9 protein-coding genes and 1 pseudogene are annotated in these 14,819 nt (G+C 74.8%); 6 read left to right on the top strand and 4 right to left on the bottom strand.

All coding sequences use genetic code 11. The features are described 5' to 3' along the window. Positions 1–163: 163 nt before the first annotated feature. Positions 164–604: pseudogene (locus tag ACFYNO_RS22465) on the bottom strand (AAA family ATPase); the annotation flags it as partial. 179 nt (positions 605–783) lie between these two features. Between ACFYNO_RS22465 and ACFYNO_RS22460 the strand changes: the two are divergent. From ACFYNO_RS22460 to ACFYNO_RS22445, 4 genes are all read left to right on the top strand, one after another. Further along, positions 784–1,293: a hypothetical protein gene (locus ACFYNO_RS22460; protein ID WP_388015092.1), complete on the top strand. Its 510-nt coding sequence runs from the start codon at positions 784–786 to the stop codon at positions 1,291–1,293. 158 nt (positions 1,294–1,451) lie between these two features. Continuing rightward, on the top strand, positions 1,452–2,099 hold the full coding sequence (locus ACFYNO_RS22455; protein ID WP_388015089.1) for a hypothetical protein: 648 nt from the start codon (positions 1,452–1,454) through the stop codon (positions 2,097–2,099). 50 nt (positions 2,100–2,149) lie between these two features. Further along, positions 2,150–4,168 (top strand): SPFH domain-containing protein, encoded by a 2,019-nt coding sequence (locus ACFYNO_RS22450; protein ID WP_388015086.1) that lies wholly within the window; start codon positions 2,150–2,152, stop codon positions 4,166–4,168. 16 nt (positions 4,169–4,184) lie between these two features. Further along, positions 4,185–8,855, top strand: coding sequence for a DNA repair ATPase (locus ACFYNO_RS22445; RefSeq protein WP_388015083.1), 4,671 nt, complete (start codon positions 4,185–4,187; stop codon positions 8,853–8,855). A gap of 32 nt (positions 8,856–8,887) precedes the next feature. Here the strand turns inward: ACFYNO_RS22445 and ACFYNO_RS22440 are convergent, their stop codons facing one another. Then, positions 8,888–9,922: a PucR family transcriptional regulator gene (locus ACFYNO_RS22440; RefSeq protein WP_388015080.1), complete on the bottom strand. Its 1,035-nt coding sequence runs from the start codon at positions 9,920–9,922 to the stop codon at positions 8,888–8,890. Positions 9,923–10,339: 417 nt separating this feature from the next. Here ACFYNO_RS22440 and ACFYNO_RS22435 point away from each other — a divergent pair, with 417 nt between their 5' ends. After that, positions 10,340–11,734, top strand: a complete 1,395-nt coding sequence (locus ACFYNO_RS22435; RefSeq protein WP_388015077.1) for an aminopeptidase P family protein — start codon at positions 10,340–10,342, stop codon at positions 11,732–11,734. 88 nt (positions 11,735–11,822) lie between these two features. Here the strand turns inward: ACFYNO_RS22435 and ACFYNO_RS22430 are convergent, their stop codons facing one another. Further along, positions 11,823–13,181 (bottom strand): aminopeptidase P family protein, encoded by a 1,359-nt coding sequence (locus tag ACFYNO_RS22430; protein ID WP_388015436.1) that lies wholly within the window; start codon positions 13,179–13,181, stop codon positions 11,823–11,825. Positions 13,182–13,397: 216 nt separating this feature from the next. On the opposite strand from ACFYNO_RS22430, the gene ACFYNO_RS22425 reads away from it, so the two are divergent. Then, a complete protein-coding gene (locus ACFYNO_RS22425; protein WP_388015074.1) occupies positions 13,398–14,030 on the top strand; it encodes a helix-turn-helix domain-containing protein in 633 nt (210 codons plus the stop codon). Here ACFYNO_RS22425 and ACFYNO_RS22420 read toward each other — a convergent pair. Beyond that, the gene (locus ACFYNO_RS22420) at positions 14,017–14,763 is read right to left on the bottom strand and encodes an SDR family NAD(P)-dependent oxidoreductase (protein WP_388015071.1); all 747 of its coding nucleotides are present in this window, start codon (positions 14,761–14,763) and stop codon (positions 14,017–14,019) included. The two genes, ACFYNO_RS22425 and ACFYNO_RS22420, sit on opposite strands and share 14 nt — an antisense overlap. Positions 14,764–14,819 lie beyond the last annotated feature (56 nt).

Genomic DNA, 14,819 nt, shown 5'->3' with positions numbered 1-14,819 from the left:
GGCCGGGGTGAGCGCCAGCTCGGCGCCCCGGAGCTCGGGCGAGCTCGCCCGCGGCCCGGTAGCGGTGCAGCGGCAGCAGCGGCTCGCTGCGGCTCAGCAGCACCAGCCGCAGCTGTCCGGCGGTGTGCCGGACCAGCTCGTGCAACTGGCCGGTCAGCACGGGGTCGTCGATGTGCTCGAACTCGTCCAGCACCAGCAGCACCGGCTCGGGCCGGCGGGTGAGCCAGGCGGCCAGCCGGACCAGCAGCGACGGTTCGACGTGGCCGGCCCGGGCCGGGGCGGCGAGTTCGGCGGGCAGCTCGCCGGTGCTCTGCCGCAGTGCCTCGCGCAGGTAGGCCCAGAAGTTGCCGGGCTGGTTGTCCTCCGGCTCCAGGGTGAGCCAGCCGGCCGGGCCGGGGAGCCGGCCGCAGCCGAGCCAGTCGGCGACCAGCAGGGTCTTGCCCGCGCCGGCCGGGCCGTTGACCAGGGTGACCGGCGAGCGGACGGCCGCGTCGAGCCGGCGGACCAGGCGGGGGCGGCGCAGGAAGGCGGCCAGCGGCAGCGGCGGGCGCAGCCGGGTGAGGAGCACCGGGTCGCCGCCCGGCAGCGCGGGGTTCCGTGGCATCGGTCACCGCCCGTGGTGGCTGGAGGGGCGCACGCACTCGACGAGGGGCGCACGCGTTCGACGGTAGTCCGCATGGGTGAGGCGCCGCCAACGGGCGGGCGGCGCACCCGGCGGCGCCCCGGGGAGCGGCGAGGATCGGGGCATCGCAGTCCCCCGCCGTCGTCGCAGGAGGTCACGCCATGGCCGCGCCCGGTCAGCAGTCCGGCAGCCACCCGTCCGCCGTCGCGCCGCGCACCGACTACGCCGGCGCGGTCTACGGCTCGCTGCTCGCAGCCTCGGTGGTCGCCGCCTCGGGCGTGCACGGCGCGCACCCCCGGCTGTCGCTGGTCGTGCTGCTGCTGGTCACCGGCGTCGTCTTCTGGCTGGCGCACGTCTACGCCCGGCTCACCGGGGAGCGGGAGGCCGGTCGGACGGTGACCTGGCGGGCGGCGCGCGAGGTGGGGCGGCACGAGTGGTCGATCGTCGAGGCCGCCGCGCTGCCCGCGCTGGCGGTGCTGGTCAGCCCCTGGCTCGGCGACGCGGAAACCGCCTGGCTGGCGCTGGGCGTGGCGGTGGCCCAGCAGGTCCTCTGGGCCACCCTCGGGGCCCGCCGGGCCGGCGCGGGGCCGCGCCAGATCGCGGTGGAGGGCGCGGTCAACCTGGTGCTGGGGCTGCTGATCGTGGTGGCGAAGGCGGCGGTCGGGCACTGAAGGGCGCCCCGTGATCATTGTGAGCTGATCCAGGACGTCAAGGGGGCGCTAAGACTGCCGGGTTCGTGCAGTGCGCGGGCAAGGGCCGCGCTGCCACTCTGACGCCTGCGGCTCACGGAGTGTGGCCGCTGGGGGACGTGCAGAGGCAGGCGAGCACCGTGCGTGGCTTTCTGGGGGCGGTCACCGGGTATCCGACCGCGGTCTTCACCTTCGCGCTGGTCGTGGTGGTGGGGTACTGGGTGCTGGTGCTGGTCGGGGGAGCGCATCTGCACGGCGCACGCGGGGGGCACGGTGGTGGGCACCACGGGCACGGGGGAGGAGGGCGTCACGGGCACGGCGGGTTCCAGCGGGGGCTGGGACTGGGCGGGGTGCCGATCACCGTGGCGGTCTCGCTCGTGGTGGCCTTCGCCTGGTTCACGGCGCTGGTGCTGCGGACCCGAGTCGGTCACGGGGGTGCCGACTGGGGTCTGCTGCCGGCGGGAGCGCTGGCCGGCGGGTGGGTGGGGGCCCGCCTGCTGGTGGTGCCGCTGCGGCGGCTGCTGCCGGAGCCGGTGCCGCCGCCCTCGCGCCGGGACTTCGTGGGGCTGGGCTGCGTGATCCGCACCGGCCGGGTCGGGCCGGACTTCGGGCAGGCCGAGGTCCGCGCCGCCGACGGCTCGGCCGCCGTGGTCCAGGTGCGGCAGAGCGCCGAGGACGCCGGCGCGGCCGGCGCGGCGCTGAAGTCCGGCTCCGCCGCGCTGATCTACGAGTACGACGCCGAGGGCGAGTTCTTCTGGGTCATGCCCGCACCGGCACAGTCGACCTGACGACCGGTCAAGTCAACGGACCCTCTCACCATCTGTCCAAGGGAACAGTCATGTCTGTCGTCACCATCGGTATCGGCGTGCTCGTCGCCGTCCTCCTGCTCATCGGCCTGGGCACGCTGCTGCTCTTCGGCCGGCTGTTCCGCAAGGTGGTGCAGGGCGAGGCGCTGATCGTCTCCCGGCCCAAGGGCGTCACGGTGACCTTCACCGGCGCGCTGGTGCTGCCGATGCTGCACCGCTCCGAGGTCATGGACATCTCGGTCAAGGCGATCGAGATCGGCCGCACCGGCCGGGAGGGCATGATCTGCAAGGACAACATCCGCGCGGACATCCAGATCACCTTCTTCGTCCGGGTCAACAAGACCGAGGAGGACGTGGTCAAGGTCGCCCAGGCGATCGGCACCGAGCGGGCCAGCCACCAGGAGACCCTGCAGAGCCTGTTCAGCGCCAAGTTCGCCGAGGCGCTGCGCACCGTGGGCAAGCAGCTGGACTTCGCCGACCTCTACACCCACCGCGAGGAGTTCCGGGACCGGATCATCGCGGCCATCGGCACCGACCTGAACGGCTACCACCTGGAGGACGCGGCGATCGACCACCTGGAGCAGACGCCGCTCACCCAGCTGGACCCGACCAACATCCTGGACGCGCAGGGCATCCGCAAGATCACCGAGCTGACCGCGCTGGAGCACATCCGCACCAACGACTTCCAGCGCAACGAGCAGATGGAGATCACCCGGCAGGACGTGGACGCCCGCGAGGCGGTGCTGGAGCTCGAGCGCCGCAAGGCCGAGGCCGAGATCCGCCAGCGCAAGGGCATCGAGACGCTGAAGGCCCAGGAGGAGGCGGCCACCGCCCAGGTGCAGGAGGAGGAGCGGCTGAAGGCGCACGGCGCGCTGCTGCGCACCGAGGAACTGCTGGGCGTGCAGCGGGAGAACCAGCAGCGCGAGATCGCCGTGGCCGAGAAGAACCGCGAGCGGGTGCTCGCGGTGGAGACCGAACGGATCGAGAAGGACCGCCAGTTGGAGGTGGTCAACCGCGACCGCGAGGTGCAGCTGGCCCGGGCCGGGATGGAGAAGGAGGTCGAGGCCGAGCGCCGCGGGGTGGCCGAGGTGGTCCGCGAGCGGATCGCGGTGGAGCGCACGGTCGCCGAGCAGGAGGAGGAGATCAAGCGGGTCCGGGTGGTCCAGGAGGCCGAGCGCACCCGGCAGTCGGTGATCATCGCCGCCGAGGCGGAGGCCCAGGAGCAGCTGGTCAAGGACATCAAGGCGGCCGAGGCGGCCGAACAGGCCGCGCACCTGCGGGCCAAGGAGCAGCTGGTGCTGGCCGAGGCCGCGCAGAAGAGCGCCGAGCTGGAGGCGGCCGCCAACCTGCGCCGGGCCGAGGGCGAGCGGGCGCTGGCCGGGGCGGCCGGCCTGGCCAAGGCCGAGGTGGCGGAGCGCCAGGCGATCGCCGAAGCGGCCGGTGTGCGGGCCCGGTTGGAGGGCGAGGCGGCCGGTCTCAAGGAGAAGGCGGAGGCGATCGAGAAGGTCGGCCTGGCCGAGGCCGCGGTGACCGAGAGCAAGGCCAACGCCGAGGCGGCCGGCATCCGGGAGAAGCTGCTCGGCGAGGCGGCCGGTCTGGAGAAGAAGGCGGCGGCGATGGCCGCACTGGACGAAGTCTCCCGCTCGCACGAGGAGTTCAGGCTCCGGTTGGCGGCCGACAAGGAGGTCCGGCTGGCCGCGCTGGAGGTGCAGGCCAAGGTGGCCGAGGCCCAGGCCGCGGTGCTGGCTGCCGGGTTGGAGAGCGCGGACATCGACATCGTGGGTGGCGACAGCGTCTTCCTGGAGAAGCTGGTCGGAGCGCTCTCCTTCGGCAAGTCGATCGACGGGGTGGTGCAGGGCTCGGACACCGTCAAGGCGCTGGGCGCGGACTGGCTGAACGGCGAGAAGAGCTTCAGCGAGGACGCCACCGAGGTGCTGCGGGCGCTGGCCGCCGGCGGACCCTGGAACCTGGCGCTGCTGACCAGGCTGCTGGGCGGGAACGGCAACGGCGACGGCGCGCTGTCGGTGGACCCGGTGCCGAACCGGAACTGAGAGAAGCTCAAAGGGAATGCGGGAAGAAGCGATGAGCGGCGAGGGCGGCGGCACCTACCGGATCCTGCGGGCGCGGCTGGCCGAGCGCGCGGCGGAGCTGGGGCGGCGGGCGGCGGAGCTGAACGCCCGCCGGCAGGAGGAGTTCGGCGCCCGCGCGCTGGAGCTCACCGCCTCCGCCCGGCCGCGGACGGCGGGTGAGGGCACGGTCTGCGGCGTGGTCGCGCTGGGCCCCGGGGTGCTGCTGCTCGGCACCACCGCACCGGACCTCGGCGCGGGCCTGCTCTCGCTGCACGCCCCGGACGGCACGGCGCTGCCCGACAGCGCCGTGCCCGGCCTGCTGGACGACGAGCGGTTCCACCGCGACCTGGCCGAACTGCTCCGCTACTACCGCGACGCCCGGCTCGCGGAGCTGCTGCGCACCCCCGCCGGCCGGCTGCTGGCGGTCTTCCGCACCGGCGAGAACGACGGCGACCAGCGGGTGCTCAGCTGGCAGTCGACCGGCGAGCGGATCGAGTACCTGGGCAACCGCGGCGAGCGCGACCTGCCGCAGCCGCCGGTCTACGAGCTGCCCTGGACCACCGCCGGACGCGAGCAGCACGACCACGGGCGGCTGCGGATCGAGGGCGGCCAGGGCGCGGTCACCGTCGCCACCACCGGCGGCAGCCTCACCGTGCGGGCCGTCCCCGGCGACCGGCTGCTCTTCGAGGAGCCGGTGGACGATCCGCTGCAGAGCCTGGCCGACGCCACCGTGGCGCATGCCGGGAGCGGGCCGCTGCTGCTGCTGCGGATCCGCCCCTACAACGAGCCCGCCGAGCGCTACCTGGTGGTCAACACCCGCACCGGCACGGTGCGCCGGCAGGACTCGCTGGCCTTCGGCGCCCGGCTGCTGCCCGCCGAGCAGGGCCTGATCTTCCCCGGCGGCTACGAACTCGCCGACGGCACCCACCGCGAGTTCCGGACCGAGGGCGGGCTGCGGTTCGACGCCGTGCTGCCCGCGCCCAACGGCGAGGACCTGCTCTACGTGCTGCGCCGCCCCGGCCGGGCGCAGGTTCTGCTGCTGCCCTGGAACACCGTGCGCCGGGAGGCCGGCGCCGCGCTGCACGGCGCCGCGCACACCCTGCTGCCGGACGGCACCCTGGTGCTGCTCAAGCCGGACCGCGAACCGGTGCGCACCCATGAACTCCAGCTCTGGCAGACCCCGTTCCAGTCCGCCGAGCACGCCGCCGAACAGCCGCTCGGCGACGGCCCGCTGGCCCGGATCGGCAACGCCGACCTGGTGCGCGGGATCGCCGACTGCCTGGACGTGGTGCGCACCGCCGGGCAGCAGGAGCCGGCCGCCGACGCCCAGCTGGTGCTGGCGGCCTGCGCCAAGGCCGCCGACCGGCACTACTGGCTCGGCGACACCGGGCTGCTCCAGCCGCTGGCCGAATTGCGCGAGGCCGCCGAACAGCTGGCCGTGGAGGAGGACCGGGTCCGGGCGCTGGCCGCCCGCGCCGCCGAGGCGCTGGCGCAGGCCGAGGAGGAGGCCGCCGCCCTGCTGCGCCGCTCGCACGGCGAGCCGCCCACCGACGCCGACGGCTGGACGGCGCTGCTCGCCGCGCTGCGCCAGGCCCAGGGCCGCACCCGCACGCTGCGCGAGCTGCCGCAGGTCGACCAGGCCGGGCTCGACCGGGTCGAGGCCGAGCTGGCCGGGGAGCTGACCGCCGCCACCGAGCGCGCCTTCGCCTACTTCGCCGGCCCCGAGGCCTTCGCCGCGCCGCTGGCGGCCGCCCGGGCCGCCGCCGAGCAGGCCGAGTCCACCGCCAGCGCCGCCGAGGCCGCCGAACTCGACGGCCGGCTCACCGAGCAGTCCGAGGCGCTGGCCACCGTCACCGACCTGGTCACCGGCGCCGTCGCCGCCGACCCCGCCGCCGGAACCGCCGTGCTGCTGGCCATCGGTGAGGTGCTGGCCGCCGTCAACCGGGCCCGTGCCGTGCTGGCGAACCGGCGGCGGGCGCTGCTGGACGCCGAGCACCGGGCCGCGCACGCCGCCGAGTCCGCCCTGCTCGCCCAGGCCGGCACCGCCGCGCTCACCGCCGCCGACAGCCCCGCCGCCTGCGACGACCAACTGGCCCGGCTGCTGCTGCGGGTGGACGCGCTGGAAGCGCGGTTCGCCGAGGCCGAGGACCTGGCCGCCGATCTGGCGGTGCGCCGGGAGGAGATCCGGCAGGCCTTCGCGGTGCGCCGGCAGACCCTGGTCGACGAGGCCGCCGCCCGGGCCGACCGGATCGCCGCCTCCGCGCAGCGCGCCCTCGCCGCGCTGCGCCGCCGGCTCGCCGGGCTGGGCGGCGCCGCCGAGATCCACGCCGCCGCGGCCGCCGACCCGATGGCGGTGCGGGTGCGGGCCGCCGCCGAGGAGCTGCGCGGGCTCGACGACCAGGTGCGCGCGCAGGAGTTGGCGGACGCGCTGACCGGCGCGGTGCGGGCCGCGCTGCGCGAGCTGCGGGACCGGGCCGACCTCTCCGCGGACGGCGGGGCGAGCGTGCGGCTCGGCCGGCACCGGTTCGCCGTGCGCCGCGAGCCGGTGGAGCTGACCCTGCAGCCGGCGGGTGACAGGCTGGACTTCCTGGTCACCGGCACCGGCTACCGGCGGCCCGCCGTGCTGCCGCAGCTGGCGGCCGGACGGGAGTTCTGGACCCAGCCGCTGGTCAGCGAGTCGCCCGCGCTCTACCGGGCCGAGTACCTGGCCGCCGGCCTGCTGGCGGAGGCGAGCGGGGAGCCGCCGCTGGAGCAGGTCCGGCGGGCCGCCGAGCGGGCCTACGACGAGGGCTACGAGCGCGGCGTCCACGACCACGACGCCGCGCTGATCCTCGAGGCGCTGCTGCGGCTGCGGGCCGGCGCCGGCCTGCTCGAGCACCCCGCCGAACCCCGGGCCGCCGCGCAGCTGTTCTGGGCGCACGGCTGCACCGGGCCGCAGCGCGCCGGCTGGCAGCGCCGGGCCCGCTCGCTCGCCCGGGCCCGCGGCCACTTCGGCACCGCCGGCCCGGCCGCCGCCCTGGCCGAGCTCGCCGAGGAACTCTCCGCCGCCGTCCAGGAGTTCGCCGACCGCAGCGGACTGCCCGGGGCAGCCCGGGCGGGCGGCTACCTGTGTGCCGAACTCGCCGACCCGCGCGAGGGCTTCGCGGCCTCCGCCGCCGCCCGCACGCTGCTCGACGGCTTCCGGCAGAGCGCGGCGGCGCCCGAGCTGGCCGCCGACCTGCGGGAGTTGGCCGCCGACCTGCCCGCCCGCCACCAGCTCGCCACCGCCTGGCTCACCGGCTACGCGGGCCGGGCGGCCGAGGGCCTGCCGGAGGCCGTCGCGCAGCTGTGCGCACCGGAGCTGGCGCGCTACGGCATCGACGCCCCGGTCGCCGAGACCGTCACCGGCCTGCTCGGCGCCCACCCCCGGCTGCAGGACGGCCGGCTGACCGTGCGGATCGACGAACTGCCGCACCGGGCGCAGGACTTCCGGGAGCGGCGGGCCCCGGCCTTCCGCGCCTTCCAGCAGCGCCGGGCCGAGGCGCTGGCCGCCGAGCGCGGCCGGCTGCGGCTGGACGACTACCGCCCGCGCCCGCTGGCCGGCTTCGTCCGCAACCAGCTGATCGACCGGGTCTACCTCCCGCTGGTCGGCGACAACCTGGCCAAGCAGCTCGGCACCCTGGAGAACACCGCCGGACCCGACCGCAGCGGCCTGCTGCTGCTCCTCTCGCCGCCCGGCTACGGCAAGACCACGCTGCTGGAGTACGTGGCCGACCGGCTGGGCCTGCTGATGGTCCGGGTGGACGGCCCGGCGCTCGGCACGGCCACCACCTCGCTCGACCCGGACCGCGCGTCCGACGCCGCCGCTCGGCGCGAGGTGGAGAAGATCGTCTTCGCCCTGGAAGCGGGCAGCAACGTGCTGCTGCACGTGGACGACATCCAGCACGTCAGCGCCGAGCTGCTGCAGAAGTTCATCCCGCTCTGCGACACCCAGCGCCGGGTGGAGGCGGTCAGCGACGGGCAGGCCCGCAGCTTCGACCTGCGCGGGCGCCGGTTCGCCGTCTGCCTGGCCGGCAACCCGTACACCGCGAACGGGGAGCGGTTCGAGATCCCGGACATGCTCGCCAACCGGGCCGACGTCTGGAACCTGGGCGAGGTGCTGACCGGCCACCGGCAGCTGTTCGCGCTCTCCTTCCTGGAGAACGCGCTGGCCGCCAACCCGGTGCTGGCCCAGCTGGCCGGCAGCGATCCGGCGGACCTGCGGCTGCTGATCGCGCTGGCGGACGGTGACCCGGCCGCCCAGGCCGACCAACTCGCCCACCCGGTGCCGGAGCTGGACCGGGTGCTGGCCACCCTGACCCGGCTGCGCCGGGTCCAGCGCACCGTGCTCGCCGTCAACGACGCCTACATCGCCTCGGCCGCCCAGCAGGAGTCCGCCCGCACCGAGCCGCCGTTCCTGCTCCAGGGCTCCTACCGCACCATGGGCCAACTGGCCGCCCGGCTCGACCCGGTGCAGAGCGAGGCCGAGGTGGAGGCACTGCTCGACGAGCACTACCTGGCCGAGGCCCGCACCCTGGGCAGCGCCGCCGAGGCCAACCTGCTGGCACTGGCCCGGCTGCGCGGCCGGGCCACCGCCGAGCAGGAGGCGCGCTGGCGGGTGCTCTGCAAGGCCTACGACTCGGCAGGTTGAGCCGGCGGGCCTATTCCTTGGCTATTCCTTGGCTATTCATTGGCGGAGTGGTCCGGCCAGCCGATCAGCCGGGCGCCGAGCACGGCCGTCTCCAGCGTGTAGCGCTGCAGCGCGTCGTCCGGGTCCAGCCCGGTCAACCGCACGATGTGGGCGATCCGGTAGGCCAGTGCCCGCACGCTCAGCCCCAGCCGGCGGGCCGCCTCGGCGGTGACGTAGCGCGAGTCGGCATAGGCGATCAGCGTCTCCACCAGCGGGCCGGCCCCGCCGCGGGCCTTGCGCAGCGGCTCCAGCACGCTGCGCACCAGCTGCTCCAGCGCCTCGCGGTCGCGCAGCAGCACCGGCAGCACCAGCAGGTCGGCGGCGTGCAGCAGCATGCCCGGCAGGCCCAGCTGGTCGGCCTGCTCCAGCGCGGCGCGCGCCTCCTCGTAGGAGTGCACCACCCCGCCGGGCCCGCTGTGCGGCCGCCCGACCACCACCCGGCGTCCGGGCGTCAGTTCGGCGAAGGCCTTGACGGCGGTGTCCTCGCCCGGCCCGGACGGCACGATGCAGACCAGCCGCCCGTGCTTGACCGCCAGCAGCACCTCCTGCTCGCCGAACCGGCTGAGCAACTGCCGCTCCAGGCCGCGCACCAGCGGGTCCTCCAGGTCGTAGCCGTCGCCCCCGGCCACCGCGACCACGTGCGCGCAGGCCAGGTTGAGGCCGAACCGCTCGGCGTGCTCGGCCAGTCGGCCCAGGTCGCTGCGGCTGCTCAGCAGATCGGCGACGAACTGCCGCCGCCCGGCCTCCTCCCGGCGCAGGCGCTCCCGGTAGGCCCGGCCGTGCCCGGCGGCCAGCGCCGCGACGCCGGCCCGCAGCGCCGCCATCGAGGCCGCGTCCACCGGCTGCCCGGTCCACACCTGCCCGGTGGCGGCCAGCCGCTCGTCGACCAGCTCGGCCAGCCCCCGGCCCTCCTCGGCGGCCCGGTCGCCGTACTCGCGCAGCGCCTCCAACTCCTCGCGCCGCAGCCGCCGCCCGCTCTGCGCCACCTCCGCCAGCAGCCGCACCCACGTGCCGTCGTCGAACGACACGGACACCTCCGAACCAGCACCGACGGTGGCCAAGCTCCCCGCTTCCTTCCCCCATGCACTCCGCGTCAAGGACGCGACAACGACGGGCCAGCGTACCGGCTCAGCCGTAGACGCACGACGGGTGGGCGGCGGGTCTCGAGGGGAGCTGCGGGGAGGCCCCGAAGGAGCGGACCACCCGGCCCGAGGGCCGGCTGTACGACCGGTCGCGGGGACTGCGTGCGAGCCCGGCGGGACCACCGACAAGCGATCCTCGACGGGCTGCTGCGGACGGCCGGAGCTCTGGGAACCGGGGTGGCGCCAAGGATGGGAACGTCACATGTGAAATGGTATCGTCGCCCCTCCAGGATCAACGCCGATCGGAGGCACGCTGTGGGACGGCAGGATGCGGCAGGCGGAGTCGGAAGCCACGATCGAGCGGTGCCAGCCGCCCTGACCGAGTGCTTCCAGCAGGGCTGGGCCGACACCACCCGGAAGCTGGAGCCGCTGCCCGGCTCCGCCTACGCGGCCAAGCGGCGCGCGGCACTCTCCGCCCGGTTCCCCGGTGAGCGGATCGTCATACCCTCCGGCGGGCTGAAGACCCGGAGCAACGACTTCGAGTACCTGTTCCGCCCGCACTCCGCCTTCATCCACCTCACCGCCGAGACCGGCACCTCCGCCGTGCCGGACAGCGTGCTGGTCCTCGAGCCCACCGGCACCGGCCACGACATCACCCTGTTCACCCGCCCGCGCTCGCCGCGGGACGCCGGCCCGAACAGCACCGAGTTCTACCGCGGCCGCCAGCACGGCGAGTTCTGGATCGGCCGGCGCCGCACCCTGGCCGAGACCGCAGACGCCTTCGGCCTCCGGGCCGCCCCCCGGGACGAGCTGGAGCGGGCGCTGGCCGGCCGGGTGCCGACCCGGGTGCTGCGCGGCGAGGACCCGCTGGTCGACTCGCTGATCCCGCCGGCCGCCGAGGCCGAGGCCGAACTGCGCACCTTCCTCTCCGAGCTGCGGCTGATCAAGGACGAGTGGGAGATCGCCCAGCTGCGCGCCGCCGTCGACTCCACGGTGGCCGGCTTCCGTGACGTGACCCGCGAGCTGCGGCACGCCGGCGGCCTGGCCCGCGGCGAGCGCTGGATCGAGGGCACCTTCAACCGGCGCGCCCGGCTGGACGGTTACGGCCTGGGCTTCGAGACCATCGCGGCGGCCGGCGCGCACTCCTGCGTGCTGCACTGGATGCGCAACGACGGCCCGATCCGCGACGGCGACATCCTGCTGCTGGACGCCGGCGTCGAGGCCGACACCTTCTACACCGGCGACGTCACCCGGGTGCTGCCGATCAGCGGTCGCTTCACCGACGCCCAGCGCAAGGTCTACGACCTGGTGTACGCCGCCCAGTCGGCCGGCATCTCCGCGCTCAAGCCCGGCGCCCGCTACGGCGACTTCCACGACGCCGCGACCCGGGTGATCGCCGAGGGCCTGGAGAGCTGGGGCCTGCGCCCCGGCGGCGACACGCTCCCGCACGAGCCCGCGCTCTTCGGCCGCTACACCGTCTGCGGCTCCGGCCACATGCTCGGCCTGGACTGCCACGACTGCGGCGCCGCCCGGAGCGAGACGTACATGGAGGGCGAGCTCCAGCCGGGCCACGTGCTCACCGTCGAGCCCGGGCTCTACTTCCAGCCCGACGACCTGACCGTCCCCGAGGAGCTGCGCGGCATCGGCATGCGGATCGAGGACGACTTCCTGATCACCGCCGACGGTCCGGTCTGCCTCTCCGCGGGCCTGCCGCGCCAGGCTGACGAGGTCGAGGCCTGGATGGCGTCGCTGCGCTGAACTCCCGCCGCCCGCGGCCCTGAACGGGTGGTGCCGGGCAGTGGAAAGGGCGCCGCCGGGGTGATCCCCGGCGGCGCCCTTCGCGTCCTCAGCCGCGCAGCCCGGCCATCCAGGCCTCGACCTCGTCAGCCGAACGCGGCAGGCCGGCCGAGAGGTTCACATTGCCGTCGGCCGTGACCAGGATGTCGTCCTCGATCCGGACACCGATGCCGCGGTACTCCTCCGGCACGGTGGTGTCGTTGATCTGGAAGTACATGCCCGGCTCCACCGTCAGCACCATGCCGGCCGCCAGCGTGCCCTCCACGTACAGCTCGGTGCGGGCCTTGGCGCAGTCGTGCACGTCCAGGCCGAGCATGTGCCCGGTGCCGGCCAGGGTGAACCGCCGCTGCAGGCCGAGCGAGAACACCTCCTCCGCCGTGCGGTCGCCGAACAGGCCCCAGGAGACCAGGTGTTCGGCCATGGTGCGCTGGGCGGCGTCGTGGAAGTCGCGGAACGCGGCACCCGGCTTCACCGCCGCGATGCCCGCCTCCTGGGCCGCGTACACGGCCTCGTAGACCTTGCGCTGCAGCGGGGTGAACCGGCCGTCCACCGGGAGGGTGCGGGTGATGTCCGCGGTGTAGAGGTTGTTGGTCTCCACGCCCGCGTCCAGCAGCAGCAGTTCGCCCGGACGGGCCTCGCCGTCGTTGCGCACCCAGTGCAGTGTGGTGGCGTGCTCGCCGCCCGCGCAGATCGAGGAGTAGCCGACGTTGTTGCCCTCGGTGCGGGCCCGGACGAAGAAGGTGCCCTCGATCCGGCGCTCCGGGGTCGGCTCGTCGGTGCCCAGCACCCGGACCACGTCCTCGAAGCCGCGGGCCGTCGCCTCGCAGGCGAAGCGCAGGTCGGCTATCTCGAACTCGTCCTTGACCAGGCGCAGCTCGGAGAGGACGACGCGGAACTCGCGGTCCCGCTCGGCGGTCACCTTGTCGCGCAGCGCCGCCTCGATGCCGGTGTCGTAGCCGCGCAGCACCCGGATCGGCCCGGTGGCCGCGGCCAGCCGCTCCGGCAGCGTGCGGACGTCGCGGCACGGCAGGCCGAGCAGCCGCTCGTTCTCGGTCAGGCTGTTGCGCCGGCCGTCCCACAGCTCCCCGTGGTAGTCCTGCCAGAACTCGCCGCTCTCCCGGTCCGAGCGGGGCAGCAGGTAGGCGACGGACTCGTGGCCGCCGTCCTCGGCGGGCTCCAGCACCAGCACCGCGTCCTGCGACTGGTCGCCCGTCAGGTAGACGTAGTCGGAGGAGGGCCGGAACGGGTAGTCGGTGTCGTTCGCCCGCACCACCGGGTTGCCGGCCGGGACCACCAGCAGCTCGCCCGGGAACCGCGCCGACAGCTCGGCCCGGCGGCGCGCGGTGTGCGGTGCCTGTGCGATCGGCTCCAGGTCGCTGCGCTCGATGTCGGCCCAGCCGTGCTTCATGTTCTCGACGAGGGCGTCGCTCACGTTCTTGAGCAGTCCGTTCTTCCGCTGCCGGCGCTCGCTGGCGTCGTCCTCGGGCAGTCCGCCCTGGGCAATCCGCTCGGTCACTACCGTCTCCTGAATCGAATTCCTGCGGGGAGCGAGCGGCATAATGTTCGCGTCCCACTGACTCGATCCGTACGGTATCCCGAACACTGGCGGAGGAAAAGGGGAAGAGTGACCGTCACCGAGGGATCCGTGCGCGCCGTGCTGGCCGCCAACCTGAAGCGGGTCCGCACCCAGCGCGGCCTCTCGCTCTCCGAGCTGGCCCGGCGCTCCCGGATCGGCAAGGCCACCCTCTCCGAACTGGAGTCGGGCACCGGCAACCCGACCATCGAGACGGTCTTCGGGCTGGCCCGGGTGCTCGCCGTGCCGATCTCCGACCTGCTGGAGGACGGCCCGGCCGCCGGCCCGACCGTGGTGCGCGCCACCGAGGTCGAAGTGCTGCGCGGCGAAGGCGTCGAACTGCGACCGCTGCGCCGGATCGAGACCGGCGACGCGGTCTTCGAGCTCTACGACCAACAGGTCCGGGCCGGCGCCACCCAGCACTCCCTGGGCCACCTCGGTACCGAGCACACGGTGGTGCAGAGCGGCCGCCTCGGCGTGCGGATCGAGGGCCGCGAGGTCGAGCTCGGCCCCGGCGACTACGTCGGCTTCGACGCCGCCACCCCGCACTCCTACACCGCCCTGGACGGCCCCGTCCGCTCCGTCCTGCTGCTGCACACCCGGGCCGGCGACCGGCTGCACCTGGCCGACTCGTTCGCTTCAGCGAACGATGACCCCAGCCTCGACCCGGCTACGGGCGAGTGAGCCGGAGCCCCAGCCCGCCGTCGACGTTGAACTCCGCCCCGGTGGTGAAGGTCGCCCCGAACGCCAGGAAGAGCACCGCCCGCGCCACCTCCGCCACCGACCCGTGCCGCCGCATCGGCGTGATCGCGTCCCCGGCCTGCGCGAACCGCCGCAGCAGCTCGGGATCGGCATCGGTGATCCCGCCGCTCGGCGTCTCGATGAACCCCGGACTGACCGCGTTCACCCGGATCCCCCGCGGCAGCAGCTCCGCCGCGATCCCCTTGGTGAACGCCCGCACCGCCGCCTTCGCCCCCGCGTAGGGCGTCATCCCGGGATTGCCCGCGCCGTTCGCCACCGAGGTGGTGAAGACGATCGCCCCGCCGTCCACCACCAGCGGCGCCAGCCGCTGCGCGGTGAAGAACGCCCCCTTGGCGTTCACCCCGAAGGTCGCGTCGAACAGTTCCTCGGTCACCCGCCCGAACGGCCCCGGCTGCGCGAACCCGGCATTGACGAAGAGCAGGTCGACCCGCCCCAGCCGCTGCTCGACCACCGCCGCCAACTCCTCGATCTGCCCCAGGTCCGCGCTGTCCGACCGCACCACCAGGCCACGGTCCCCGAACCGCGCCCGATCCGCCGCCCGCCGCCCGGTGACCACGACCTCCCCGCCGCCCGCCACCACGGCCTCGGCCACCGCCAGCCCGATCCCCGCCGTGCCGCCGGTGATGACGGCCTTCCTGCCCGCGTATTCGGTCATCGCCCATCCCCTCGCTCGCTGTTGCCGGGCACCAGCTTCGGGCCGGGCGATGGGGG

This window comes from Kitasatospora sp. NPDC006697, assembly GCF_042869935.1.
Classification (GTDB): domain Bacteria; phylum Actinomycetota; class Actinomycetes; order Streptomycetales; family Streptomycetaceae; genus Kitasatospora.
The sequence above is the reverse complement of the archived record's forward strand: the minus strand, read 5'-3'. Positions and strand labels throughout refer to the sequence as shown.

Excerpts from the sequence above, each read along its gene's own strand:
- ACFYNO_RS22430 (WP_388015436.1), bottom strand. The coding sequence starts at position 13,181 with ATGAAGCACGGCTGGGCCGACATCGAGCGCAGCGACCTGGAGCCGATC.
- ACFYNO_RS22420 (WP_388015071.1), bottom strand. The coding sequence starts at position 14,763 with ATGACCGAATACGCGGGCAGGAAGGCCGTCATCACCGGCGGCACGGCG.
- ACFYNO_RS22445 (WP_388015083.1), top strand. The coding sequence starts at position 4,185 with ATGCGGGAAGAAGCGATGAGCGGCGAGGGCGGCGGCACCTACCGGATC.
- ACFYNO_RS22460 (WP_388015092.1), top strand. The coding sequence starts at position 784 with ATGGCCGCGCCCGGTCAGCAGTCCGGCAGCCACCCGTCCGCCGTCGCG.
- ACFYNO_RS22450 (WP_388015086.1), top strand. The coding sequence starts at position 2,150 with ATGTCTGTCGTCACCATCGGTATCGGCGTGCTCGTCGCCGTCCTCCTG.